Below are 25,398 nucleotides of genomic sequence, written 5' to 3' on the forward strand. Positions count from 1 at the left end.
AGGCAGCCTTTCTAGTCGATCGAGAGAGCCGAGCGAAGCTCGGTCTGCGGCGTGCGGTTCTTCCGGGCATAGGCGAAGAGTGCCAGGCCTATCACCACGAAGGCCGTGGAGACATAGGAAACAATCATGAAGAGGTAGGTAACGTCGCCAGTCGCGCCCAATTCGACCGGATAGGTGAAGGCGCGCATCAGTGACAGCGCAAAGCCGGCGGCAATAAGCCCAGACGCGAGCCGGCCGACACGGAGCGGATTCTTGCGTGAGTCCTTGTAGGCGGGCCTGATGAGCGGGAAAACGATGTAGGCGACGTAGGCCAGCACGAGCCACGTATTCAGGCGCACACTCGGCTGCGAAGCGTAATCCAGCAGCTGCGGTGACGGATTCGGGGCATCAGTCGCCAGAAGGGTCCCAAGCAGGGCTGTGGCAACGATTCCCAGCATGGCCGCCCCTGGCGCCCCGACAGTCCACCGGCGCGCAAGCGGTGATCCGTAGGCAACGCTGAGGTGTCCGCCCAGGAACGCGACGGCCACGAGGGCAAAGTATTTGGAGATCAGGTCGGTGCCATTGGTCAGCGGCATGAGCAACTCAACGCCCATGTAGACCGGGGGCAGGAGCAGCAGATAGGCCAGCGTCAGGAATATGCCCGCCAGAGCGATGCTCCTGGCTTTCCCCTGCAGTGCGTGCTGGTGACCCAGCACCGGAGTATTGATGCGTTTAAATGTCAGGCTGCCCAGGAGAATGAGCATGAGACTTACCGGGACGACGGTGAGCGGGTTCATCCCAGGAGTTCCGTCATTTTCTCCGCGTATTCGCGGGCTTCCTTCCGCTGCTTGACGCGCCTCTGCAAGAGATGAATACGGGCGGAAATGGCCTCCACTAAGGCATCATCGGGAACTTCAAGCAGCTCGTCCTCGCGCGCCCGGATCTGCCACCCTCCCTCAGTCGGCGTGATCAGTTCAGTGACCACAAGGCCGGTTGCGAACGAGCCTCCACCGGCCCGAGACGCCGCAATCGCCAAATGGGGATTCAACTTATTTTCAGTGAGCTGTGTGGCGATATAGGTGAGCGCCATGCCCGTTTCCTCGGACATCCTCTGACGGATGTCCCCCGGGTCGATGGCATCGATCCAGGCCCGAACAGAGCCGTCATGAGGGAACGCAATGAGGTCGATTCCCTTGCGCATCTCACGGGGAAAGTGCTTTTGAGAGGTACGGAACTGCAGCTCGGCCATGAGATCAGCGTGATGGATCTGACTCAAAATCTCTGCCGAAGAGGGCTCTATGGGCCGGGACTGAATGGTCCGGTACGGACTGAATACGCTGAGCGCATCGATGACGTTCGTGCCGGTAGCCCTTGCAACGGCAATCACCGTGGACTCGGCGACATTTCCACGCCTGAGCTGATTATTCAGGGTGCCTCGATTTATACCGGTCAGCGTGCTCAATGCAGTAGGTGACGGGCTGAGGGCGCTCCCCTCCAACCACTCCCTAAATTCGGGGGCTGAGACAGGCACGGACACTCCTTAGACAAAGGGCATAGACAAGCACGGGCGATCAATACCTGCTAGGGTTGAACCAATAATTAAACTATCTGCGATAGATCAAAACTTGGTTGAATCCATCGTATCTTCTGCACCGAGTTTAGCCGGGGCCCACCTACGAGACATGACCGCTAGGCAACACAGCACAGAAGCACAGGGGGAAGCCGTGAAGCCGTCCAAGATGCTCAGCACCGGAGCCGTCCTCGCGGCACCCGTGATGTTTCTCGGCCTGGTCTTCTTCATGCTCCTGCTGCTGACCCCCGCGAAACCCCCCGCTGCCGACTGTGGTCCTGCCGTTTCCGTCGTCATCGACGGCAACACCAAGGTTGAGGGCTACACCCAGGAACAGCTGAAAAATGCCGCCGCCATCATGGGCGCCGGCAAGGCACTGAACTTATCCGCAAACGGTCAGATGATCAGCGTTATGGTGGCCCTGGGCGAGTCGGGCCTGCGGGTGCTGGATGCCGGCGACGGTGCCGGCCCGGACTCACGCGGGTTGTTCCAGCAGCGCGACAACGGTGCGTGGGGCTCCTACACAGACCGCATGAACCCCACCATCAGCGCGACGAACTTCATCAAGGCCCTGCAGGCCGTGGCCGGCTGGGAGCTGTTGGAACCGACCGTTGCCGGTAACAAGGTCCAGCGCAACGCCGACCCGTATCACTACCGGAAGTACTGGCCCGAGGCCGTCAAACTCGTTCAGGCGCTCTCGAACTCAAGGTTCTCCCTGCCGGGTAGCGACTGCGCCACCCCGGGACAGTCCGGGGCGGGGGATGACTACCCGTGGAAGAACTCCCCGACTTGGTTGCAGGCCGGAGCGAACACAGCCAGCACGTCACCGCTGGGCATGTACTACCGCGAGTGTGTGGACTTCGCCCTGTGGCGGGTGAACCAGCAGATGGGTTCAACCAGCGCACCGTTCAAGGTCCTCAACGGCACGTTCCGCCCGGACGGGCAGCAGCTGGGTTCCGCAGTGACGTGGAAGGCCGGCTGGGACGCCAAGGGCTGGCCCACTGGCAACACACCCCGGGTCGGTGCCGTTGTTTGGTACGCCCCCGGTGCCGGGGGAGCGGACCCGAATTTCGGCCACGTCGCGGTGGTCAAGGAAGTCAAGGACAACGGCACCTACGTCGAAGAGGGCTACAACGGCAACCCTGCCCCGGCGGACCACAGCTACTACACCCGGACCGTGAACAACGAAGCGCCCAGCGCGTTCCTGTACCTGCCCACCCAAGAGGAGAAGACGTGAAAAAGCCCCTGACCCTGCTCGCCGTGGCGCTGCTCTGCGTGTCCTGCGCACCGGCGGCGAACACGACGCCGGCGGCATCAACCAGCCAGCCCACGGCGTCCGCGCCCGTCTCACTGAGCGCCAACAGCGGACCCCAGGCGCCCGGGGGCACGATCCCGGCCACGATCGGCATCAGCTGGGATCAGGCCAGCAAGGACCAGGCCATGGACGTCGCAGAGAACGCCATGACGGAATTCGCCCGCCCCACCCTGGAGGAAAAGCAGTGGGCCAATGACCTCGCCCGGTGGCTGACCCCGCAGGCCACCGCCGACTACTCGGCCGTGGACCCGGCCAACATCCCGGCCAGCCGCGTCACCGGCCCCGCCACGTTGAGCGTCGATGAAGCCAACGGCTTCGGCGTCATGGCAGCGGTCCCCACCAACGCCGGGACCTACACGGTCCAGCTGCTCCGCACCGGCAAAGACGCCCCGTGGAAGGTCAACCGCCTCACCCCGCCCTCGTCCTAAACGCCGCACCCCCCCATCCCACCCACGTAAGGAAGAAGCTCATGGGTACAACACCAACCGAGGTCATGGCCTTTCCCAACATCCGGGCCATCGTCCGCGACAACGGCACCGCCGAGGTCGTCGTCGCCGGCAACTCCCGCATCGTCCCCGCCGGAAACTCCGTACAGGAACTCCGCAACAACGCCCTGGCCCTCATCGTCGGCGAAGCGCAGACCCTCCAGCGCCCCGTCCGGGTCCGCATCGAAGACCCCGAAGGCCACGGCGAACTCATCGTCCACCCGGACAACAAGATCGAATCCGTCTCCTACGAGCCCACTCCGGCCCGCCGCCGAGCAGAAGTCCCCGAAACCGCACCCGCGACCGTAGCGCCGGCCGTCATTGATACCGTCCCCGCACCCGCACCGGAGCCCGTCGCCACTCCAGCAGAGTCCGCGCCACTTCCTGCCCCTGCAGCACCGGTGGACACCCAGCCGTGGCCACCCGCCCCCGTCGCAGCCGATACCGTTCCGGCGCCGGCCAACCCGGAACCGCAGACGGCCGCCGCCGCTACTGAGGAAGCGGCGCCGACGCGGCGCAGCTTGAAGGAAACCTCGTTCCTGGTCAGCGCCCCGGTCCTGGAACCTGCCACCCAGGGCTGGCGCGGAACACTCACCCGTCTGGGACTCCGAATGGACCCCTCCGAGGAAGAACTCACCGAGCGCGAGGACATTCGCACGGTCAGCCAGCACTGGCCCGGCCCCCGCACGATCGCGGTGGTGAACCGCAAGGGCGGGGCGAACAAGACCCCCACCGTGGTCATGCTCTCGGCCATCCTCGCCCGCTACAGCGGCGCCGCCACCGTCGCGTGGGACAACAACGAATCCCAAGGCACCCTCGGGTGGCGGACAGAAAAGGGCTCCCACGACCGCAGCGTCCTGGACCTGATCGACGCCTCCACCGAACTGCTCTCCCCGTCAACGAACGCCGCCGAGATCGCCAAGTTCGTCCACCACCAGACCGCCGACAAATTCGACGTCCTGCGCTCGGATGAAAACGAGGAAGGCGACCACGAAGTCACCGCCAAAGAAGTCGACATCGCCCACCAGGTCCTCACCCGCTACTACCGGCTCGTGGTCATGGACTCCGGCAACACCGCCCGGGCAGCGAACTGGCGGCGGATGATCGACCACACCAACCAGCTCGTCGTCCCCGTGACCGCCATCGAGGACCGCGCCGAAGCCGCCCGGCTGACCCTGCAGACCCTGGAATCCCGCGGCGGGCACGACGCGGAACTGGCCCGCAATGCCGTCGTGATCGTCTCGGAATCCACCGACGCCAAGCGCAGCATGAGCGGGGAGGCCCTGAAGCGGGCCAAGGACGAAGCCCAGCGGATCGCGGACGGCTTCGCCCCGTTCGTCCGCGCCGTTGTCCGGATTCCCTACGACCCGGCCCTGGTCAACGGACCCATCCGCTATGAAGCCCTCCAGCCCGCCACCCAGCGGGCATGGCTGACGGCCGCGGCCGCCGTCGCCGCCGGCTTCTAACCCACCCACCACCGGACTCTGAAAGGAGGCAACCATGCAACAGTCCCTGAACCCCTGGATCACCCACCCGGCTCCGCCCGACGGCGCGGACACCGCAGCGCCGGAAGCCCACGTGCCGCCGGAGGCCGTGATCAGTGCACCACTGCGCGGAATGGTTGAACCGGACGCCGCAGACCGCCTGGCCCGCCGCACCGTCTCCGGCTCTGCAGCGCTGTGGGTCACCGGCGCCCACGGTGGATCCGGCGAAAGCCGCATCGCTGACTTGATCGACGGGGCACGGGTCACCGGCGCCCATGGGGGATCCGGTGAAAGCCGCATCGCTGATCTGATCGGCGGGGCACGGGCGACCGGTCACTGCTGGCCTGTCCTCCAGGACGGCAGTAGGCCCCGGGTGCTGCTGGTCTGCCGTGCAGACATCCGGGGCCTGACAGCGGCACAGAGCGCCCTGATGCAGTGGGCATCAGGCGCGGCACCGGACCTTGATCTGCTCGGCCTCGCCATTCTCGCGGACGCACCGGGGAAGACTCCCAAAGCCCTTCGGGACTTCGGCGCCATCGTCGGCGGGGGAGCCCCTCGATCCTGGACCCTGCCCTGGGTCGAGGCCTGGCGACACGGAGACTCCACCACCGCGCCGCCGGCCCGTGAATTTCAACGCTTCATCACTGACTTAGCCGCCCTGGCTACCACCACCTCACCCGGCACCACGAACTGAAAGGTCTCACCATGAACTCCTTCTCCGTACTTGCAACAAGCGTCATCCCCAACCCCACCCCGGTTGTCCCGGCACAGGCAGGTGGCCTGCTCACGATCCTGAATTGGGCCTCCGGCATTGGTCTGGTCCTCGGCGTCCTGGGCGTGATCATCGTCGGCATCGGCATGGTCATCCAGCTCCAGCGCGGCGAGGGCGCCCAGGCCATCGGCAAGCTCGGCTGGGTCCTGATGGGCTGCATCATCATCACCGGCGCCTCCGGCATCGTCCGCGCCTTCGTCTAAACCAGCACCAACAACGGGAGGTTCACCATGAGCCAGTCGACAGAGAGCACCACCGAAAGCAATCCGTTCACCAAACCCGGTTTCATCATTGCTGCCGCGCTGGTGGTCGCGCTGATTGCAGCAGCCGTCGTCATCTTCCTGCTCCCCAAAGGACAGGACACCGCCCAGCCAGCGCCAGGAACAGCAGCCGCCAACCCGGCCACAGCCAGCCCCAGTGCCACGGCAGATGCAGGCAAGAGCGTCTGCGGTCTGCCCTCAGGCACGGAAACGGCTTTGGGAACTGCGCCGAAGTCCAAGTGGGAGCTAATCGGAAAAATGGCCGCACCCACGGATCCCAAGACCTTCGGTCCGGGCCTGACGGACGAGAGCGGATTCCGGTCCTGCTTTGCGCACTCCCCAACGGGTGCCCTTTACGCGGCAATGAATGCAGCTGCGCTGGGCTCGTCAGGTGCGGCCGAGCTTGAGATGAAGCTCGCTGACAAATTGCTCGTGCCCGGCGCTGGACGCGACGCTGCCATGCGAGAAACAAAAGCAGGCACCAATTCCTCCGGGAGCAACACCACCATCCAGGTTCAAGGATTTCTCATCAAGTCCTACACCGCTGCTGAAGCCAACGTTGATCTGGCCTTCAAAACAGACACCGGAGCCCTCGGCCACTCAACGTTGTCCATGCGATGGATGGACGGAGACTGGAAAGTGAAACCGACAGACGACGGAGTCACTTTCAGTACCGTGTCACAGCTCAGGGATCTGAGCGGCTTTATCCCCTGGGCCGGCATCTGACATGGCCGAATGCAAATGGGGAGACATAGGTTGTGGATTCGGGAACGCACTCGCGGACCTGACTGACGACGCCATGGGCAATATGGCGAAGGCCATCATGGAGGGCATGAGCCAGATGGTGACGACTCTGTCGACTTTCTGGGTGTCCATGCCCACGGTGAATCTGGCCAGCTCTGACGGTGCGACGCCGAGTCCCGTCGTCTCCGTGGTGAACAGCGAATTGATGGTCTGGACTCTGACCCTGGCGGTCCTCGCTGTCATTCTCGGTGGCATACGGATGATCTGGGAACAACGCGGAGCACCGCTGAAGGATCTGCTTCGGTCCCTGATCACGCTGGGTTTGGTCACGGGCCTTGGTCTGGGGGTCATCTCGATCCTGGTGATCGCCGCGGATGCTTTCTCGGCCGAGATCATCAAACGGTCCACGGACGGCAAGGGCTTTGCCGAGTCGATGAAAATTCTCGTGCTGGCAAATCAATCGGGTGTCGGGGTGTTTATCCTCATCATCTTGGGATTGATCGGGCTGATTGCCTCCCTGGTCCAGATCGTTTTAATGGTGGTCCGCAGCGGAATGCTGGTGATCCTGGCGGGCATCCTTCCCACCACCGCGGCCTTCACCAACACCGAGATGGGGAGGCAGTGGTTCCAGAAAGCAGTTGGCTGGACTATCGCGTTCATCCTCTACAAACCTGCGGCAGCCATTGTCTACTCGGTCGCATTCCTGCTCATGGGTAGTAACAGCGGCAAGGATTCGTTGATCACTTCCATAACGGGCTTCACGTTGATGATCGTCGCGCTGTTCGCTTTGCCGGCGCTGATGCGTTTCGTGACACCGATGGTCGGTGCGGTCACGTCCGGCGGGGGAGCAGGAGCAGGAGCTGCTGTGGGGGCCATGGCCACAGGCGCCGTCTCCATGGGCCGCAGCGGGAGCGGTAAGGGCAATGCCGCTCCGACACCGGCCAGTACACAAACCAACCAGTCAGGCGCGTCCCCGAAGGGCAGCACCGGAACAACCGGACCCAGAGGGAATGGCGGCCATCCGACACCCGGGGCGTCCGGTCCGGGCGGGGCCACCAGCGCCGCCACAGCCGGCGCGTCAGGCACCACCGCTGCAGCAGGCAGCGCAGGCGCCGCCTCGGGTGCGGCGAAGGCCGCCGGCCCGGTCGGCATGGCCGTAGCCGTAGGAGCACAAGCAGCGTCCAGGGTTTCCCAGGCCGCACAACAGACCGCGCAGGATTCAACCGGGGAGGGCCCCAGTGGCAGCAATTAATACCGAATACAAGGAACCGTCCTACGGCAACTGGCGCGTCCCGCGCTCTGCCGGGCTGGGCAACCTCGGCGCTATCGGCACCGGCATTGTCATGGCCGGGTTGTTGCTGGGCATCATCAGTTTCGCCATCTGGGGCCTGCTCCCGGGCCTTGCTGTCCTGGCCGTAGCCGGGGCGGCCGCCCTGCTGCTGACGGTCAAGGACAAACACGGCCAGTCCGTTGTTGACCGTTTCGGAACACGGACAAGCTTCCGGCTCGCCAAGTCCTCCGGAACGAACCTCTACCGTTCCGGCCCCCTCGGGGTAACGCAGTGGGGCATGTACCAGCTGCCCGGACTTGCGGCGAAGTCCACCCTCTACGAATTCACCGACTCCTACAAGCGCCCGTTCGCGCTCCTGCACGTGCCGGCCACCAGCCACTACACCGTGATCTTCTCCACCGAACCCGACGGCGCGTCCCTGGTGGACCCGGAACAGGTCGATGCGTGGGTGGCGAACTGGGGCGGCTGGCTCGCCGGCCTCGGGGACGAAGCGGGCCTGGACGCCGCGGCGGTGACGGTCGAGACCGCACCGGACTCCGGCTACCGGCTCCGCAACGAGGTCACGATGAACATCGACCCGAACGCCCCGGAGTTTGCCAAGAACGTGCTCAACGAGGTCGTACAGACGTACCCGGAAGGGTCGGCCACGGTGCGGGCCTGGGTGTCCCTGTCCTTCAACGCCTCCCTGCGGGCAGGCTCGAAGAAGCGCACACCGGAGGACGTCGCCCGTGACCTCGCCTCCCGGATCCCCGGCCTGTCGGCCCGGCTGCAGTCCACCGGCGCGGGCATCGCCCGGCCGATGTCCGCGCAGGAACTCTGCGAGGTCGTCCGGATTGCCTACGATCCGCCGGCCGCCCTGATCATTGATCAAGCGCACGCCGCCGGTTCCCCGGTCTCCTTGACCTGGGGCGAAGTCGGACCCTCCGCAACTCAGGCGTCCTGGGACGACTACCGGCACGAGGGCGCGTTCTCCGTCTCGTGGACCATGACAGGTGCCCCGCGCGGGTCGGTGAACTCCTCGGTCCTGTCCCGGCTGCTGGCCCCGCACGGGGACATCGACCGCAAGCGCGTTTCACTGCTCTACCGTCCGATGGATTCGGCCCGTGCCGCGGCCGTGGTCGAGCGGGACCAGAACAACGCCAACGTCCGCATCACCTCTGGGGGACGCCCGTCCGCCCGTGCCCTGGTCGATGCCCGCTCCGCCGTGCAGACCGCCCAGGAAGAAGCCCAGGGCGCAGGGCTGGTTAACTTCGGCATGGTCGTCACCGCCACCGTGACCGACAGGGAACGCCTCGCCGATGCCGTGGCCGCCGTGGAACAGACCTCCGGTACCGCCCGGGTGCTGCTGCGCCGGGCCTACGGTGCCCAGGACACCGCGTTCGCCGCATCCCTGCCCCTGGGTCTGGTCCTTCCCAAGCACAGCCTCCTGCCCTCCGAAATCAAGGACGCCCTGTAATGGCCCGCATGAAACTTTTCACCCGCCCTGCCAAGAAGGCTGCAGCACCGGTCACGGCCGCACCGAAGAAGAAGGCTGAGAAGGAACAGCGTCAGCCCGGGCCTTCTGCCCGGGGCTGGACCGGACGCGGCGGCGGCATGGCCCAGCTCGTGCCGTCCGTGAAGGAATACCGGGGAACTACGGTCCAGGTTTGCGGGCTGTGGCCTTTTTCCTCCGGAGCATCCTCGCCCATGATCGGCGTCCCGCTCGGACGCCATGAAGAAACACAGGCCACGGTCTGCTGTGACCCGATCAGCTGGTTCCAGCGGGCACGGCTGATTTCCAATCCGTCGGCGTTCATCCTGGGCAAGCCGGGGCTGGGCAAGTCCACCGTGGTCCGCCGGATGTTCATCGGACTCTCCGGCCAGGGCGTCCACCCCCTGATCCTCGGGGATTTGAAAGGCGAGCACGTCAAGGCCGTCCAGGCGCTCGGCGGGCAGGTCATCAGGCTCGGCCGCGGCGTGGGCTACCTGAACATCCTTGATCCCGGCCAGGCCGTCGAAGCGGCGCAGCTGCTCGAAGACAGCGGCCACCATGAGGACGCGACCCGGGTCCGCGCCGACGCGCACGGCCGGCGCCTGACCATGGTCGTCTCCCTGATCACGATCAGCCGGAACAACCCGCCCACCGATCAGGAACAGACCATCCTGGATCGTGCCCTGCGCGTCCTCGATGACCGGTTCGAAGGCGTTCCCGTCCTCAAAGACCTGCTGGACGTGATCATCTCCGCACCCGATGAGCTGCGCCAGGTCGCCCTGGACCGCGGCGACATGAACGTCTATCTGCAGGAAACAAGGGCCTTGGAGGCGACCCTGCTGGGCCTGACCGGCGGCGGGAAGCTCGGAGAAATCTTTTCCCGGCGCACCACCAACCCCATGATGCGCGACCGCGCCGTGGTCTTCGATGTCTCCAGCATTGACGAGACCGAAACCGACCTTCAGGCTGCCATTCTGCTCGCGTGCTGGTCCTACGGCTTCGGCACCGTCAACGTCGCCAACGCCCTCGCGGACGCCGGCCTGGAACCGCGCCGGAACTACTTCGTCGTCCTGGATGAACTCTGGCGGGCGCTGCGCGCCGGTAAAGGCATGGTGGACCGGGTAGACGCCCTGACCCGGCTGAACCGCTCCGTCGGTGTCGGGCAGATCATGATTTCCCACACCATGTCCGACCTGCTGGCGCTGCCGGCGGAAGAGGACCGGATGAAGGCCCGCGGCTTCGTGGAACGCTCCGGCATGGTCATCTGCGGCGGCCTCCCGGCTTCGGAAATGCCATTGCTGACCTCCGCCATCCCGTTGTCCCGGCAGGAGCAGCAGAAGCTCATCTCCTGGCAGGACCCGCCCGCCTGGGACTCCCGCGGGCTCGATGTCGAACCTCCCGGACGCGGGAAGTTCCTGATCAAGGTCGGCGGCCGTCCCGGGATCCCTGTCCTGGTGGGACTGACCTCGCTTGAGCAAGGCCCGGATGGAGTCAACGACACCGAAGGAAAGTGGCATGATAACGCCGGAAACGCTTCTCGAGCCAATGACCCCTGACCTGCCCCTTGAAGGAGGTTCGCTGTGAGTGCACCGAACCGTAAAGGAATGGGCCTGGGAGATGCCCTGCTGGTCTGGGTCGCCATCGGCTTCATCGTCGTGGTCGGCGGCGGAACCTACGCGGCCGTCCACCTGGGATCCTGGATGGCCGGCATCGACGCGCCGCCCAAACATCCCATTGATCTGATCGCCGGGCTGGTCAAGGGCCGGGTGCCGTGGCCCGTCCAGTCCACCGTCGCGGCTGCCCTCATGGCAGGCGTTGTCCTGGTTCTGGCCATCGTCGTGCTCGTGGCGTGGAGGAAGGGTGCGTCCAAGCGTGCCCGCGTCGATAAGGCCGCCCGGTATCTGGGCCGCGGGAAGTCCCTGGCCGCGTTCTCCGAGAAGGGCGCCAAAGCGACTGCCGAGCGCCTGGGCGTGAAGGACGCTCCGGGCATCGTGGTCGGCAAGGTTGTCTCCACCGGCCAGACGTTTATTCAGTCCTGGGAAGACCTCAGCCTCGATATCTGGGGTCCCCGGACCGGTAAGTCGACCTCACGGGTCATGCCCGCCATCTTGGACGCACCCGGCGCCGTGGTCTCTACCTCGAACAAGCGTGACGTGGTGGACGGCACCCGTGGCGTCCGCGAGCTCACGGCCCCGGTATGGGTCTTTGATCCGCAGAAGATCGCGCAGGAGGAAGCAGACTGGTGGTGGAACCCGCTCTCCTACGTCACCGACGAAGAGAAGGCCTACAAACTCACCCAGCATTTCTCCGTCGGCTCCCGGGTCCCGGGGTCCAAACCGGACGCCTACTTCGACCCCAAAGCCGAAGACATCCTCTCCTCGTACTTCCTCGCCGCCGCCTTGGGGGAGCTGCCGATCACGCAGGTCTATTTCTGGGTCACCGAACAGGTGAACCGGCAACCTATCAACATCCTGAAAGAGCATGACTACGAGCTGCAGTACAAGGGCCTGGAGTCCACGCTGGAGCTGGCCGACAAACAGCGCGACGGTATCTTCGGCACCGCCGAGAAGATGATCCAGTGCCTCAAGTCCAGGAACACGCTGCGCTGGGTCGCCCCGACAGGCGGCGCGACGGTAGCCACGGATCCTCGCCGGCAGTTCAACCCGCACGCCTTCGCCGCCTCCCAGGAGACGATCTACATCCTCTCCAAGGAAGGGGCCGGCTCAGCGTCCCCGCTCACCACGGCGTTGACGGTGGCGATCGCTGAGGCCATGGAGGAACGGGCCGAACGCAGCGGCGGCCGCCTGCCCAAACCCGCGCTGTTCGCCCTCGATGAACTGGCCAACGTCGTCCGCTGGGCCGGTCTGCCGGATCAGTTCAGCCACTACGGCTCCAAGGGCCTAATCGTCATGGGCATCCTGCAGTCCTGGTCCCAGGGCGTCGAACTGTGGGGTGAGGCGAACATGCGGAAAATCTGGTCAGCCGCGAACGTCAAGGTCTACGGCGGCGGCGTCGCTGAAGAAGGGTTCCTCCGGGCGCTCTCGGATCTCATCGGGGACTACAGCTACACCAACGTCTCCATCTCCTCCGGCAAGTCCGGCTCCAGCCGCTCCCGCCAAGAAGGCAAGGAACGCATCTTCGACGTCTCCAACCTCGCCGAACTCGACCGCGGCCGCGCCGTCGTCCTCGCCTCCGGCGCCCCGGCCACCTTGGTCCGCACCGTGCCCTGGTACACAGGCCGGCACAAAGACGCCGTGGAGACGTCCATCAAGAAGTACAGCCCCCGCCCGGAGGAACCGGAGGCCGTCCCGGTGCCCTCCGCTCCGGCCGCTAATCCCTGGGTCACCGGGTAAGGAAGCAGACAGCCATGGCAGATGATTTCGGACTGTTCGACACGGACACGCCGACCCCCAACCCCGGCACGGGAGAAGACGGAAAACCGGAGAAGACACCGGAGCTCGTCTATGGCACGGCTGAGGAGTTCCTTCACGAGCAGCTGCTGCCGACGTACGTCCGCAGCGTCACCGGGAAGACCGCGAAGTGGTGCATCGAGTGGTACTTCCACCCCGAAGCCGTCTCCCGCGTTGCGGCGCTGTGGCGTTCCTGGGAGCACCTGCGCCTCGACCCGGCCACCGGAATGAGCGTCTGGTGGCGCGACCACGCAGACGCTCACATGGGCGACCTGCTGAACCCTCAAGGGCCGTTCTTTAACTGCGACATGAAAGAACATCGCGACCCTGACCATCTGGAACCAAAGAAAGCACCTGAGGGCTGGTTCCCTGACGTGCGAACTCAGGCAATGTAGGAACCCAGCGGGACCGTAAAGGGGAGACTGCCAGCAGGCTCCGCAATCTTGACTAAGTTGGGCATCGCCCTCGCGTTCGCGGCTTCTCAGGGTGGCCACGCGCGGAGGTTGCGGGGTCACTGCTGAACTCTGAGCCAGGGGGTGAACTGATGTTGAAGGGCTTGAGGATTGGCGGTGCTGCCTTCCGCCCTAGGACCCGGTTCAAGAGCTCAATCAGCGGCGCGGTCTGACCTGGCGGGAATGTCAACTTCATCGGAATTGCAGATTCTTTTTTAAACTTCTCTGGTTGTGAAACCTTTTGGCCTTTCCCGGACAATACAAGGCATGGGGAACTTTGAATCTGAAGATGAGGAGTTGTGGTCGCAAAGCCTCGAGGGCGACGGCGGAGCCTTTGGGGTGTTGTTCGACCGACACCGCGATAGAGTCTTTCGCCATGCCTACCGGCTGGCCGGGGATCGACATGACGCTGAAGACATTATGGCCGCGGCCTTTCTCGAACTTTGGCGGCGGCGGGCGAAGGTGCGGCTCGTGGGGGCCTCCGTACTTCCCTGGCTGCTCGTCACGACGACCAATGTGGCCCGTAATAGCGGGAGGGCCGCATTTCGCTACCGAAGATTGCTGAGCTCTCTCCCTCGGAACAGCGATGTATCAGATGCCGCCGGCGACCCGTATCTGCAGAACGAGATGGACAAGGTTGCCGCCCGTGCGCTGGGGGGACTAAACGCCCTGGATCTAAAGCTCGTGACTCTGGTCATCTTCGAGGAATACAGTGTCGTCGCGGCGGCAACCGTTCTGAACCTGACGCCGACCGCGGCGAAGACGCGCATGCATCGGGCACGAAAGCGTATGAAGGCGTCGCTGTCCGAATCATTTCAGGGACACCCAACGACTAAACCCGCACTGGAAGGAGAAAGGCCATGAACGAGCTTCGCAGCGATGACCGTTTCAGCAGAGCACTCCGGGCGGAACTTGTGACACGGGTTCAGGACACGGGACCCGCCCGTGCTCGGAAGCGGGCTCGGCGTTGGCTTAGTGCCGCCGCACTTGCGGGGGCGGGACTTCTCGGCGGGGTAGGCGCAACTGCTGCCGGGGTGTTCGTGACGCCCGGCAGCCTGCGCGTTACGCCGCTATCATCGCCGGTGACAGCAACACACTCGGGGACGGCGACTGTGCAACTCGGGGCACCACCGGACGGGGCAACCGGCGTCCAAATGGATATTGTCTGCCTGACTCCTGGGCGTTTCGAATACGAAGGAGCCGCCAGCAGCTCTTGTGCAGCGGCCGACGTCGGCTCGCTCGGAGAGCGGAGCGGACTCACCGTCCCACTCTCCCCTGGGCAGGAGAGCGTGACCATCACGACCGAACCAGACGCGCGCTGGCGACTGACGGCACAGTACGTGCGGCAGGAAACCACAGGCTGGGTCCGCAACGAAAACGGCAACTCGTACGGCGTCCAGAACGAAACCGGAGCACCCGACCTAGTCTCTGTTATGGCAACCAATGGCATCCGGGGCTACGCCTACCGCACTGACCTGGAAGAAGCCGACGGCACGGCAGCCATGCGGACGTTTAGGAGCCCCCAGGACGCAGTCGACTGGCAAAAGGCCCGCCGCGGAAAATCATTCCCCATCCCCGTCTATGACGTGGCCGGCAAAACGGTCGTGGGTGAGTTCGTCGTCGAAGCAGATAGAGGCGGGCCTGGTGAGAACAACGACAATGTACTCTCCGGCGAGCTTCCGACCGGCCCTGGTAGCAGCACTGCTTGCGCCCTGCCTAAGGGGGAACAAGGAATACCGCGGACCGCACCCGAAGCAATTTGGGCACTGGACCGTAAAGTTGCCGTCCCTTCCGCCCCGACGACGTTCGGGCCCGCCACGACCACCGGTGGCATAGCCAAGTGTTTCGCGCACAACCCCTCCGGGGCCCTGTTCGCCGCAGCCCATATGCTCTCCGTGACCTGGCAGGACGGCCCCGCAGCGGTCGTTACCAAATACGCCGTGGATTCCCCGGAAAAGGTCTGGGTACTGGACAGCCTGAACACCAGGGCGGCATCCCTGCCCGATCCCGTTCCGCAGATCAAGGGATACCGGATCACCATGGATGGACCGGACAAGGCAATTGTTCAGATGGCAATCTCACTGAAAGGCTCACTTGTCAGCGGGCAAATGAACCTGGAGTGGGCCGGATCGGACTGGACTATCGACGCCTCAAGTGTCCTCAGCAGTCTTGGTGCCCCAATCAACGACCTCACGGGCTACACCCCATGGGCCGGAGCTTGAGTTTGATGAGCCCCTCACGCGATCAGGAAGTCGTCATTCGAGGACAGACATGGAAGAGTCGGCCGGCATGACGATGCAGACGCGCTTGTAGCCGGGAAACCAAGCCTCCGCTGCTTGAGTCCAAAGCCACCCTGCCACCAAAAGAACTGCCACCATCAGAGTCCATCCGATGGTGGCAGTTCGCTTTTGTGTCGCGAGTTATTCTGAAAAACTAACCCCCGGCGACTTCCCCAGAACCCGGAGCGATCACAAACTCACCGATCTTTGTGGTTCCGGCTTCGTCGTACACCGGAATGCTGACTGCCTTTTTTCCTTGAGACTCTTGCCATTTCAAGGCTTCCGCTGGGGACTTGAACAACGACGGATGCCCTTCCCCTTTTTTTAGTTGATCGTTACTGACATAGCCCAGTTCTCCGTTGGTCGCAAGGGCTTTGATTAAATCGGGTTCTACGACCACGCCGTCTACGTTCTTGATCGATCCGTACGTCTGGCCGGCTGCGTTTCTTTTGAAGATGGTCTGCCCCTCGCGGTTCCTATTGTCGTGAGGCTCAGAGGCTAGACGCGTGGCTGGCGCATCGCTGGAGATGGAAGCGGCAGCCGCAACTGATCCCATGCCAATCCCCGCGATCAGAAGGGCAGCGGTTGCGGTCATGATCTTCGTGCCGGCGGTCATTTTTATTTTCTTCAAAACATTCCCCCAAGATTGTTTTAGGTCAGTTTGCAGTCTGCATTCCCGTTGGGAATGTCTCGAATCCTTCGTAAGCATAGTTGGAATAGTTGAAAGCCCAAGATATTCCCTTGCTATAGAAGTTTCCCTTTCCGGCATAACTTGCAGACGTCCGCCACGTTTGGGCGCCACAGAGCGTTCGATCCGAGTATGACATCGCACTGCTGGAAACAAGAACCTCAGCGCTCTGTTGGTAATTTTGAATCAAGCGTGCTTGAACGGCTATTCCGCCAGCAATGACACACTTAGATACCGGAGCACTGTAGGTGTATCCGGTAGCGAAGCCGTTAGAGGTTTGAACTAAGGCATAATTGTAGAAAGATACTCCATCAACCGAGTAGTTACCATTCGGACTTGCACTGGTTCCATTCGCCTGGGCGGCGACTGGAACTGATACCAACCCGATGGTTACTAGTATCGCCGCAAGTGCACTCTTGATCTCGATCATATTTCCCCCAAAAGAAATAATGCGCGCCCCGAGCGACGCTTATGCGGTTCATTCCATCAGCTAAACCTGAATGTCAAGGTTTCGAAAAACACGCAGTTAGATCATGAAGTCTTGAGGAAATACTGTGTTAAGCCGTCGTGAAATTCGCAATCAATCGTGCTATGGGGTGAGATGGGCGGCACCCTAAAATACAAGTCAAGTGGAGAGCCAGCCCAGTGCGAGCAAACGTTCGAGCATGGACGCTGGCTACGCGCCAACTAATCGAGTGTCCAGTGATGCTTGAATACATCGTTGAGTTCAAACTCAAACCGAGCCCGCGGCCGGCGGGCTGCCAAGCGGTGCTGTGGGCAAGGCTGTCAGAAGCAGCGCCCAGCGCTGAGTGAGACTGCAAATCCGGTCTGGGAATGTCAGTCTGATTTGTGCCCACGATGGACCTAAATTGCAGTCTCATCGGGACCCACATTTGGCGCCGGAGATGGCAACATCCCGCCAAGAAGGTCAGAGCAGGGATGGCGTGGCCATCCCTGCTCTTCCCTGGATTGAAAACTAACCCGAGCCCGGGGTGCGTCGAGTGAATCGGCCGACCCCTTGTCGGGTTGGGCGGTCGTTTCAGAGAAGTCGTGTAACGGCGGCAATCAGTTCGGGAAGCGTCTCAGGAATTGCTTCGGTGAGGGTGGTATCCGGCATCTTCTTGACCGACGTGCCGGAGACCGGCAAACGGCCTGTCGGCCCTGAAAGTGCCACGTATGTGCCATCGTCGTTCTTCTGGAGGAAAAGCATGGATTCTTCCCCTGGCTGCATAATCGCATCGCCTTCCACAACAACAACCGAGTCCTTCAGCGCCCCGCCGGTTTGCTGCACCGTTATGGTCGCTGCCGGTTTGGTTCCCTTCAGCCACGATTTAACGGTCACCGTAGCGTCTGTGAAGGGGATGCCATCAACAGCTGCTGCCGGTGCGGACTTCTCAACTGTCCCCACGACAATTGCGTCAGCGCTCTGTGCGAGATCCTTCAGTGTCGGGTATGCCTTGGCCCAGCTTGCGCTTATGGACGTAGTCTTGGCCGGCGGTTGTGCCTGCGGCGAGGCGCAGCCACTCAGGAGTAAAGCTCCGACAAAGACCGCAGCCATTGATGGGAGAAATGGAAGTTTCTTCATGGTGGTCACCCCTTTCAGTAAATTGCGTTGACACCGGCGATTTCGTCGCTTGTTGGATAGTAAATTCCGCAACGATTGGGCGTCGCCGAGTTCATCAAGTAGCACCCGCCCACGTGCTCCAACCCAAGCGCGTGTCCCAGCTCATGTGCCGCAACACCGCGAGTCGTTGTGTAGGTGTACCCGTCGGTGTAGTACGAATTCAGGTACGCATTCATGGGTGCCTGGTACAGGCTTCCAGCCGTCGAACGGTAAGTAATACCGTCCCACGTCACATTGCTAATTCGCGTCTGGCGCAAATAAATGTTGGCGGTCCCCGTCGTGACATAGAGGTTAATATCGGTCGCGCTGGACCAGTTGGAGGTCGCCGCTGACCATCCACTGGAATTTTGCCCGCTTTGACCGCCATCAATGTAGACGGCAAGGGTTGAGGAGCCCCATTTATAGCCGGACCAGCTGTATGCCTGGGCGGGCAGGGCGGTTACGGTGATGAAGAGAAGTGCGGCGAAGAAAGCGGAAATACGCGTAAGGCGGCGCAATAGCATCTGGATCCCCCTTGTTCCATGAGTGCCGGTTCCGGCATACCAGAAGTATCTGCCCGGAATGAACAGAATGAGCAATAAGTATGTATTTGTGACATAAATGTGATCTGGATAAAACCGGTTTGGAACCTGGGAGTCGCCCATCGGGCGGGACCGCCCCAGCCGTTCGGACCAAGAACTACCACGTGAGGCCGTTCTTGCCCCTTTCGGAACCCCTTGCTGTGGGCTGCGGTGAGTGCGCGTATCTGGGTTTCGTTCGCGCCGGTGTTTGTCAGGGATTCCCCGAACTTTTCGTGGTGTTCGGGGGAGCCGTAGTCGGTAACCGAGGTGCACGGAGAGCACAGCTTTACGTAATCATGGTTATCGGTGATGTCAGAACCACAAGATATGGCAAAAATTGTGGAAAAGACGCCACATGTAGTGTTTGGTGCGTGAGATCGGAGTTGCCTGCCCTAGCCTCTTACTACGCCCCAAGAGCGGCAGCCCTGGCCACGCGCCAGTGGAGGCTCACTCCTGCTCCTTCCAAGGACTTTTCTGTCCCTTGCCTTCTTTAAGGCACTACCATGGCCTAACTTCCTCGGGAGACCTCGGACCGCATATCGGTCCGGGGTCTCCCGGCCTCCCCGTCGGGGCCCGGGGAGTGCGACGACACTAGCTAAGTAATTCCTCGCTCCATCCCTAGATGAGCGACGATGCTTGACCAACCCGATGATGTTTGCAGCGGCGAACCCCAGCGCCGCTGCTACCAGGACCACCTTGAAGCCAATCCAAAATGGTTGGGATACATCTGTGAATAGTGCGAATACCCCTGGGAGGAGCCCGGCGATGACCCCTCCGACACTGGGAAAGAATCGCTTCTCTGCTGGCTTGGGAGAAGTCATGCCTGGGGAGGCGCGTCTCTGTTGCCGCGTGCGAGGAGCTTACACATAGCAATCAAAAGGGCGAAGGCCAACAACAATATTCCTCCCGCGACACGTGGAGGAGTTAGGTCCAAGAGACTCACCACGGCAAGCGCGACAAGAAGGCCAACCTGCCACCACGTTGCCCGAGAAATCACTGTAACTATCTTGCCCATTGAAGCCACTCCCTAAATCACGCATGAGACGACAGTTACGGCTCCCCCGAGCCCAGCCACCCACCCCGGCCCGAGAAGGGCTTTCCCGGGCCGAGTCGTATAGATCTCACGTAGAGGAAGCAACCCCAGAAGATAATTAGTCCGGCGGCGAGCGGGACAAATGGCATGGTCACCATCTGAGTGTGATCGGTGCAGCAACGGCGTGTTGCATTAGCTGGGTGTCGTAAAAACCCCGATCAGAGCGGAGGCGCACAGGGCCAGGGCAAGCCCTATGAAGATCAAGACGATCCGCGATCCCTGGTATGGCTGTCCTGGGCCGGGTCGCTTTGACCTCACATAGAGAGCGCAGGCGGCGAGCAGAATGAGACCAGCGGCAAGCGGAACAAGTGGCCAGTAGATCAATCGTTCACCACCCTGCCGCGCATGCAACGAAAGCTGCTCCGCCAGTTAGGCCGGCGACAGCCCCTGCCGCCCCTGAGAGGGCGCCGAGCGCCACACCTTCTGGAAGAGCAATGATGGAGAGATCAGCCAGAACGGACAAACCGAAGAGGCCCGCGGCGAAAACCCCTATCCCAGCCGCTGCAGCGGTAAGACCGTCGCATACACTGCGTCCGGTTGGATCGCTGTGGTTGATGGCATCACATCCGGCGAAGGCGTACCGGTTGGCGTTCTTGGGGTTCAGTGGTGCGTCGAGGGTGTCCTGCTGGGTCCACCGCCCGAGGGTCGGGCTGTACCAGCGTTGGCCGTATTTGACCCAGCCGGTGACGCGGTCCTGGATGCCGGCCTTGAACATGTAGGGGTTCTGGGAGGTGCCGAGCCCGCCGGAGTCCGCGGTGATGGTCGGGACGCCGTAGGGGTCGTAATCGTAGGCGAATGCCCTGTAGGAAGCACTGGTGATGAGCGCTGCCGGGTTGCCTGTGCCGTCGTAGACGTAGAGGGACTGCATCCCGGAGCTGGTGCGCAGCATCAGGGCTTCTCCGGTGACGGGGTCGTGCTCGACGTAGGCCGTGGCGTTGTCCTTTTTGTACTGCTCGATGATGGGCTGGCCCTGGGCGTCGGTGCGGCCGTAGATGACCTTGTAGGTCCCGTTCGGGGTGGTCTGGGAAAGCACCTCGTTCTGCGAGGCTCCGGCGTAGGTGTAATTGTAGGTGGTGCCGGCCTTGGTGACCGAGGTCATCTGCTCGGCACCGTTGTAGCCGTAGCTGCCGTTCGGGTCGGCGGTGAGGTTGCCGGCCCCGTCGTAGGTGTAGCCGGCGGTGCTGATCTGGTTGGCCGGGTTGGCGGTGAAGTTCTGGCTGGCCCCGGTGCCGCCGCTGGCGGTGAGCCGGTTGCCGCGGGCATCGTAGGTGTAGAGGTAGGTCGTCGGCGATGAGCCGCCGGTGATCGCGGCCTTAGTGAGGCGCCCGGCCTTGTCGTACGTGTAGGCGGTGACGGCTCCGGTGAGGTTGTTCTTGACCCACTGGATCTTGGACCGGTCCGCCGTCGTGGTGCTCGGGCAGGTCGGTGCTGTGGAACCGGCGGAATAGCAGTAGGTCAGGTCCACGACATTGGAGTTACTGGCATCCCCTGTCCCCTGCTCTGCGAGGACGCGGGTGACCCGTCCGGTCCGGTCGTAGTCGGTGTGGGTGTGCGCGGCCCAGGTGGTCCGGTCCGCGCTGGCCTGCAGCCAGGTATCGGTGCGCCGGCCCCGGTCATCGGTCGCGACGGCCAGGGTCTGGGGCGTGCCGTTGTAGAGGTAGGTCATCGTGGTCATGACGCCCGAGGTGTCGAAGGCATAGGAGGTGGTGCCGCGGGTGTCCGTGGTGGAGACCAGGTTGGAGGCCTTGTCGTAGGCGTAGGAGATGGTCCCGCCGCCGGCGGTGTTCACCCGGGACGTCAGCCGGCCCATCTGGTCGTAGCCGTAGGTGGTGGTGCCGGAGCCGTCGACCCGGGTGAGGACCTGGCCGTTGGCGTTGTACGTGTACGCCACGGCCGGGGTGCCGTCCGAGAAGCTCGTGCCAATGAGCCGTCCGACGGCGTCGTAGGAATAGGTGGTGGTGTTACCGCGGCCGTCGGTGGCGGTGAGCGGCCGGGCCCAGGCATCGTAGGTAAAGGCCCTGGCCCCGAGCGAGGAGCCGGTGACCGGGGTCAGGTCCGTGAGCTCGTGGAGGTTGTTGTAGCCGTACAGGGTCTTGTTCGTCCCGTTCCCCGGCGCGAGGGCGGAGACAACCGTGCCGTCCAGGTTGGTGTTGTACCCCAGGGTGGCCGTGGCGGCCATGGCGTCGGAGGAGGTCAGCGCGTTCCCGGCACCGTTGTAGGTGTAGAGCGACTTGTTCCCGGCATCGTCCGTGCTCGAGCTGGCCAGGTACCTCGTGTTCACGGCCGTGTTGGCGTACTCGGCCTGGCCGGCGGCGCCGCCCTGGGAGGCTGAGGCGGTGATGGACTGGCCGGAGTTCGCCCCGTAGGTGTTCGTCGTCGTCCCCGACGTCGTTCCGGTGCCCTGGGTGGCGGTGAGCGTGTCGAAGTCGCCGGTGTAGGTCGCCCCCTGTGCCCGGCCCATCGGATCCGTCGCGGAGGTGACGCGTCCGTCCGTGCTGAGGTTGTACGTGGTGCGGGGTCCCGAGGCGACCGGAACCGCGGGGTCGGTGTTGGGTCCGGCGACGAGGGTTTGGGTGCTCGTCGGGTAGGTGATCCGGGTGATCGAGTTCCCCGGGGACCCGGCGGAGGTGTTGACCCGTTCGATCTGCGTGACCCGGCCGGTGGTGTCGTAGGTCAGGAGGGTTTTACCGCCTGTGGGCGGGGTGATCGCCGAGATCCTTCCGCTGTTGTAGCCGAAGGTCGTGATCTTCCCGGCCGGATCGGTGAACCTGGTCCAGTTGCCGTAGCCGTCGTTGAACAGGGCAGCCGACCGAGTCGCTGACCCGCTGGTCAGGGAGATGGTCGCGAGGGTTCCGGAGTAGGAGTCGTAGGCGAGTTTGCCGCCCACGCCCTTATTCCCGCTGATGTCGGTGATTTTCCCGGTCCCCGGGGTGAACGTCGTCGTGTTGCCGTTGCGGTCCGCGAGGGACTTCACCCGCCCGTCGGCGTTGAACGTCACAACGGATGCGTTGGTTCTGGACGTCAGCGTGTAGGTGCCGTCCCCGTACTTCACCAGGTCGGCCTTCGTCCCGGCCGGTGCCGTGAACGCCGTCGTCGATCCGGAGACCGGGGTGAACAGGGCCGAATAGCCGTCGCCGGCGGTGTAGAGCACGCCGGAAGGGATCGATGAAAGGGAACCGGTCCCGCCGAGGTTCAGGGTCCACCGTTGTGCGGCGTCCCCTTGGGTTGTGGCGGTGGACTGGGAGTTGAACACCGCGCCGAGCGGAACGTCGGCATTGACCCCTGGCAGGGCCAGCCCATTCACGGACAGCATCAGGTTGCCGGTGCCGACGTCCACGGAGCCGGTGACCTGGTCGGAGATCTGCAGCGGCAGCCGGGTCGCCCCGGGCCGGGAGCCGAGCTCGCCGATGGTGGTCTGTTCCCCGGACGAGGCGCCGGGGAGGACCATCGGGACAGGCACTACTGCCAGGCCCGGGCCCGCGGTCCCGGCCAGCAGGCCGATGCCCAGGCAGGAGGCGATGGCGCCCCGCAACAACAAAGCCGGCGGCCTATGGCCACCGGCAGATCGATTTGAACGTTGCGGCGCAGGCCGCCTTCCCCCAACAAGCATTGTGCCCCCAGACTTGGAAGTGAGTGATGGCGCTCACTTTAGGCACGGGTTTTGTCCAATGACTAGAGAAGTATGCTTGTCATTTTCGTGACAAAATATTGCACCGGCTGTCACGTACCACCTTCAGCGGAAGGCCGAGCCCTCCAGACATCACGGGGGTGCCGTCATTTTCAACCGTCCTCCCGGGGCTGGAAACACTTGCCACAGTCAGCCCTACAAGGCCGGCCCGCTTCTGCTCCGCTCAGCCAACTGCTGCCCCTGCGCGGGTCGGGTCTTCTTGGCTTTGGCTGCGCCCTTAGGCTGCGTTGGAGGCCCACAAAAAGAAACCCCGTCCGGGATGGCCCGGACGGGGTTCTGTGTTTTCGGGGGTATGTCCCCCTGAGGCTAGGGCCGATTCAGAGCCGCGTACTCGGCCCCCAGTTCCTTTGCGAGTTTCTGCAGATCCTTCCCGCTGGCCGGCTCATGCAATGCCTCGGAGAGGTCTACGACCAGCCAGTTCTTTCCCGTCACGACAGAGACGGGCTGGGTTTTGGCGTCTGCGTACACCTGGTAGTCCGCCTTCCGACCCGCTTCATCCTTGAACCAGTCGATCTGGACGTGGCCGGAGCACACGGCATATTCGGCTTTGATCCCCTTCTCGTCAATGGCCTTGTTGATGATCGGATCCGTCGTGGGCTTCTTCTCGCAGCCCAGGACTTTGTCAACGGCGTGGAGGGCATCGTCGAGGGAGCCGAATTCGGGTAGCCCCTGATCCACCAACTGTTGTCCGGCTGGCTGTTGCGCAGCCGGCTGTTGCGCAGCGGTCTGCTGTCCAGCTGCCGCGCAACTTGAAAGGAGGCACCCTAGCGCCAGAGCGGCGGCGGCGTTCCTGTACTTGAGCTTGTCCATGGTCTTCAGACCCCCACTTGTCTCGTTGAAATTATCCTGACATAAGGTGGGCGTGGCTCACAGGCCCGAGGGCCGCAAACGTCGCCCGATTGCATATGGGCACCAGTTATCTTGGGCTGGCGTCCAACGCTCGAACCACAAGGGATGCTGAAAACAGGCCGATGCCCAGGGGAAGCATGAGCTTCGTCAAGAGACCTGCCAGGCCAAATACGAGGCTCGTCCCGATCTGAGCAGTGGACCCCGATGCGGAATCTATGGCGATAGCCAGAGCCGGCATGATCCACTCACCGCCCAATACGCCCACGCAGATGAGGACGATGCCGACAGTACACAGTCGGTGAGCTGAAAGCTTGGGTGGCCAGCTGTGTCCGCCACCGTCTTCGGAGCCAACCAGGCTTCCGTTCGGTTCATCGGGGGTAGTCATAACGTCCGTCCTCACGCATTTAGTTGGACTGCTCGGCGGAAACGCGGATCAGTGGTGATGTCTCTCTTGCATGCTCCCGCTGTGTAATGAATAGCCAGAAGCATATCGCGGGCCGGTCAAGTATGCATGACAAAGCTGTCACACAAAATGGTAAAGAAATGGAGGGATGACATGTCATCCCTCCATTTCTCATGCAGTTTCAGTCGTCCGATTTACTCGAACTGCCCAAAACCCCACGTATAGGTGATCGACCTTACGTTGAATTCGGGATAGGCAGAGACTCCGTCCCACGGAACGCGAATAGTGGCAGCCCGTCCGCAACCAATGTCGTACCAGGTCCTCCAGATGCCAAAGCTGCTTCCGTAGTATCCCTGGTAGTAGCCGACGCCCTGGGCGCAGACCGAGGTGCCGGTGGCTCCATCCATGTACCAGTTGTAGACCTTGCCGCCCGACCCGATGAAAGAGGTGTTGCGACGGATTGAACCCGACCACCCGCCGCCGAGCGGGGCGTTGAAATTCGTCCAGTTACTGGTTGTTGCCATTGGCGTGACAGTGGGTTCGGATTTCTTCTTGCCGCCGGGCGCCCCAAGCTCACCAAAAACGCGAGCCTCATCGGCTTTAGCTACCTTGCCCTGCTTGAGGTTCAGCTTCCGAGCAACCTCCGGAAGGACAACAAGTGACTGCTTCGCATTCTCCGGAAGCGGGATGAACGTGGCTTTGCCTTCCACGTCAGGAGCAACGGCTGCCTCACTGACGACGTAAATCCCGTTGTACTGGGTTTCCGCACTTGAGGTTTTATCCTCGGTCGCCGCATTTGCTGTGACGGCGGATGTCGGCAGCAGTACCGCCAGTGAGACTCCGATTGCCATGACAGTCGCGCCGAATTTTCTTCGTGTTTGAACCACGTTCTTCCTTTCAAACGATCCGCATTGATCGCCTCCCCCAAATGAAAGGCTGGTTGAAAAGTAACACATACATTGGGGCAAAAAAGCGGTTCAT

Annotated in this window: 22 protein-coding genes; 13 read left to right on the top strand and 9 right to left on the bottom strand. The window is 62.8% G+C overall.

Translation table 11 applies throughout. The features are described from left to right. Positions 1-11 precede the first annotated feature (11 nt). Together ARTB_RS20115 and ARTB_RS20120 are read right to left on the bottom strand one after the other, a co-directional pair. A complete protein-coding gene (locus tag ARTB_RS20115) occupies positions 12-776 on the bottom strand; it encodes a hypothetical protein (protein ID WP_243182083.1) in 765 nt (254 codons plus the stop codon). Further along, positions 773-1,441 (bottom strand): hypothetical protein, encoded by a 669-nt coding sequence (locus ARTB_RS20120; RefSeq protein ID WP_243182084.1) that lies wholly within the window; start codon positions 1,439-1,441, stop codon positions 773-775. Before ARTB_RS20120 ends, ARTB_RS20115 begins: the two co-directional genes overlap by 4 nt. 277 nt (positions 1,442-1,718) lie before the next feature. Here ARTB_RS20120 and ARTB_RS20125 point away from each other — a divergent pair, with 277 nt between their 5' ends. The 13 genes from ARTB_RS20125 to ARTB_RS20185 all read left to right on the top strand — a co-directional run bounded on the left by ARTB_RS20125 (position 1,719) and on the right by ARTB_RS20185 (position 15,455). After that, complete coding sequence (locus tag ARTB_RS20125; RefSeq protein ID WP_243182113.1) at positions 1,719-2,786, top strand: CHAP domain-containing protein; 1,068 nt, start codon at positions 1,719-1,721, stop codon at positions 2,784-2,786. After that, positions 2,783-3,292: a hypothetical protein gene (locus ARTB_RS20130; RefSeq protein ID WP_243182085.1), complete on the top strand. Its 510-nt coding sequence runs from the start codon at positions 2,783-2,785 to the stop codon at positions 3,290-3,292. Before ARTB_RS20125 ends, ARTB_RS20130 begins: the two co-directional genes overlap by 4 nt. Before the next feature lie 41 nt (positions 3,293-3,333). Continuing rightward, the gene (locus ARTB_RS20135; protein WP_243182086.1) at positions 3,334-4,815 is read left to right on the top strand and encodes a chromosome partitioning protein ParA; all 1,482 of its coding nucleotides are present in this window, start codon (positions 3,334-3,336) and stop codon (positions 4,813-4,815) included. Positions 4,816-4,849: 34 nt separating this feature from the next. After that, a complete protein-coding gene (locus ARTB_RS20140) occupies positions 4,850-5,527 on the top strand; it encodes a DUF6668 family protein (protein WP_243182087.1) in 678 nt (225 codons plus the stop codon). Positions 5,528-5,538: 11 nt separating this feature from the next. Continuing rightward, positions 5,539-5,808, top strand: coding sequence for a hypothetical protein (locus ARTB_RS20145; RefSeq protein WP_243182088.1), 270 nt, complete (start codon positions 5,539-5,541; stop codon positions 5,806-5,808). Positions 5,809-5,835: 27 nt separating this feature from the next. Then, positions 5,836-6,591, top strand: coding sequence for a hypothetical protein (locus tag ARTB_RS20150; RefSeq protein ID WP_243182089.1), 756 nt, complete (start codon positions 5,836-5,838; stop codon positions 6,589-6,591). A 1-nt stretch (position 6,592) separates the two neighbouring features. Continuing rightward, positions 6,593-7,861 carry a hypothetical protein gene (locus ARTB_RS20155; RefSeq protein WP_243182090.1) on the top strand — a complete coding sequence of 423 codons (1,269 nt, stop codon included), beginning with the start codon at positions 6,593-6,595 and terminating at the stop codon, positions 7,859-7,861. Continuing rightward, positions 7,848-9,356, top strand: a complete 1,509-nt coding sequence (locus tag ARTB_RS20160) for an SCO6880 family protein (RefSeq protein WP_243182091.1) — start codon at positions 7,848-7,850, stop codon at positions 9,354-9,356. The genes ARTB_RS20155 and ARTB_RS20160 overlap by 14 nt, the downstream gene beginning before the upstream one ends. Next, positions 9,356-10,927, top strand: a complete 1,572-nt coding sequence (locus ARTB_RS20165) for an ATP/GTP-binding protein (protein WP_308197262.1) — start codon at positions 9,356-9,358, stop codon at positions 10,925-10,927. Before ARTB_RS20160 ends, ARTB_RS20165 begins: the two co-directional genes overlap by 1 nt. A 24-nt stretch (positions 10,928-10,951) precedes the next feature. Next, a complete protein-coding gene (locus ARTB_RS20170; protein WP_243182092.1) occupies positions 10,952-12,724 on the top strand; it encodes a type IV secretory system conjugative DNA transfer family protein in 1,773 nt (590 codons plus the stop codon). Between the two features lie 14 nt (positions 12,725-12,738). Next, positions 12,739-13,176 carry a DUF4913 domain-containing protein gene (locus tag ARTB_RS20175; RefSeq protein ID WP_243182093.1) on the top strand — a complete coding sequence of 146 codons (438 nt, stop codon included), beginning with the start codon at positions 12,739-12,741 and terminating at the stop codon, positions 13,174-13,176. A gap of 324 nt (positions 13,177-13,500) precedes the next feature. Then, positions 13,501-14,097: an RNA polymerase sigma factor gene (locus ARTB_RS20180; RefSeq protein ID WP_243182094.1), complete on the top strand. Its 597-nt coding sequence runs from the start codon at positions 13,501-13,503 to the stop codon at positions 14,095-14,097. Between the two features lie 425 nt (positions 14,098-14,522). Then, positions 14,523-15,455, top strand: a complete 933-nt coding sequence (locus tag ARTB_RS20185; RefSeq protein WP_243182095.1) for a hypothetical protein — start codon at positions 14,523-14,525, stop codon at positions 15,453-15,455. A 211-nt stretch (positions 15,456-15,666) separates the two neighbouring features. Here the strand turns inward: ARTB_RS20185 and ARTB_RS20190 are convergent, their stop codons facing one another. The 7 genes from ARTB_RS20190 to ARTB_RS20220 all read right to left on the bottom strand — a co-directional run bounded on the left by ARTB_RS20190 (position 15,667) and on the right by ARTB_RS20220 (position 25,304). Continuing rightward, positions 15,667-16,128, bottom strand: a complete 462-nt coding sequence (locus tag ARTB_RS20190) for a hypothetical protein (RefSeq protein ID WP_243182096.1) — start codon at positions 16,126-16,128, stop codon at positions 15,667-15,669. A 40-nt stretch (positions 16,129-16,168) separates the two neighbouring features. Continuing rightward, positions 16,169-16,630, bottom strand: coding sequence for a hypothetical protein (locus tag ARTB_RS20195; RefSeq protein WP_243182097.1), 462 nt, complete (start codon positions 16,628-16,630; stop codon positions 16,169-16,171). Positions 16,631-17,239: 609 nt separating this feature from the next. Further along, a complete protein-coding gene (locus tag ARTB_RS20200; protein WP_243182098.1) occupies positions 17,240-17,794 on the bottom strand; it encodes a hypothetical protein in 555 nt (184 codons plus the stop codon). A gap of 5 nt (positions 17,795-17,799) precedes the next feature. Beyond that, the gene (locus ARTB_RS20205; protein ID WP_243182099.1) at positions 17,800-18,402 is read right to left on the bottom strand and encodes a hypothetical protein; all 603 of its coding nucleotides are present in this window, start codon (positions 18,400-18,402) and stop codon (positions 17,800-17,802) included. Between the two features lie 1,403 nt (positions 18,403-19,805). Continuing rightward, positions 19,806-23,015 carry an RHS repeat domain-containing protein gene (locus ARTB_RS20210; RefSeq protein ID WP_243182100.1) on the bottom strand — a complete coding sequence of 1,070 codons (3,210 nt, stop codon included), beginning with the start codon at positions 23,013-23,015 and terminating at the stop codon, positions 19,806-19,808. 456 nt (positions 23,016-23,471) lie between these two features. After that, the gene (locus tag ARTB_RS20215; protein ID WP_243182101.1) at positions 23,472-23,975 is read right to left on the bottom strand and encodes a hypothetical protein; all 504 of its coding nucleotides are present in this window, start codon (positions 23,973-23,975) and stop codon (positions 23,472-23,474) included. Positions 23,976-24,611: 636 nt separating this feature from the next. After that, positions 24,612-25,304: a hypothetical protein gene (locus tag ARTB_RS20220; RefSeq protein WP_243182102.1), complete on the bottom strand. Its 693-nt coding sequence runs from the start codon at positions 25,302-25,304 to the stop codon at positions 24,612-24,614. Positions 25,305-25,398: the final 94 nt, after the last annotated feature.

The organism is Arthrobacter humicola, from assembly GCF_022803015.1.
GTDB lineage: Bacteria > Actinomycetota > Actinomycetes > Actinomycetales > Micrococcaceae > Arthrobacter > Arthrobacter humicola_A.

What these genes read in the sequence shown, in the direction of transcription:
- ARTB_RS20115 (WP_243182083.1), bottom strand. Translation starts at nt 776, where the DNA reads ATGAACCCGCTCACCGTCGTCCCGGTAAGTCTCATGCTCATTCTCCTG.
- ARTB_RS20125 (WP_243182113.1), top strand. Translation starts at nt 1,719, where the DNA reads ATGCTCAGCACCGGAGCCGTCCTCGCGGCACCCGTGATGTTTCTCGGC.
- ARTB_RS20135 (WP_243182086.1), top strand. Translation starts at nt 3,334, where the DNA reads ATGGGTACAACACCAACCGAGGTCATGGCCTTTCCCAACATCCGGGCC.
- ARTB_RS20140 (WP_243182087.1), top strand. Translation starts at nt 4,850, where the DNA reads ATGCAACAGTCCCTGAACCCCTGGATCACCCACCCGGCTCCGCCCGAC.
- ARTB_RS20145 (WP_243182088.1), top strand. Translation starts at nt 5,539, where the DNA reads ATGAACTCCTTCTCCGTACTTGCAACAAGCGTCATCCCCAACCCCACC.
- ARTB_RS20150 (WP_243182089.1), top strand. Translation starts at nt 5,836, where the DNA reads ATGAGCCAGTCGACAGAGAGCACCACCGAAAGCAATCCGTTCACCAAA.
- ARTB_RS20155 (WP_243182090.1), top strand. Translation starts at nt 6,593, where the DNA reads ATGGCCGAATGCAAATGGGGAGACATAGGTTGTGGATTCGGGAACGCA.
- ARTB_RS20165 (WP_308197262.1), top strand. Translation starts at nt 9,356, where the DNA reads ATGGCCCGCATGAAACTTTTCACCCGCCCTGCCAAGAAGGCTGCAGCA.
- ARTB_RS20175 (WP_243182093.1), top strand. Translation starts at nt 12,739, where the DNA reads ATGGCAGATGATTTCGGACTGTTCGACACGGACACGCCGACCCCCAAC.
- ARTB_RS20180 (WP_243182094.1), top strand. Translation starts at nt 13,501, where the DNA reads ATGGGGAACTTTGAATCTGAAGATGAGGAGTTGTGGTCGCAAAGCCTC.
- ARTB_RS20190 (WP_243182096.1), bottom strand. Translation starts at nt 16,128, where the DNA reads ATGACCGCCGGCACGAAGATCATGACCGCAACCGCTGCCCTTCTGATC.
- ARTB_RS20195 (WP_243182097.1), bottom strand. Translation starts at nt 16,630, where the DNA reads ATGATCGAGATCAAGAGTGCACTTGCGGCGATACTAGTAACCATCGGG.
- ARTB_RS20215 (WP_243182101.1), bottom strand. Translation starts at nt 23,975, where the DNA reads ATGGACAAGCTCAAGTACAGGAACGCCGCCGCCGCTCTGGCGCTAGGG.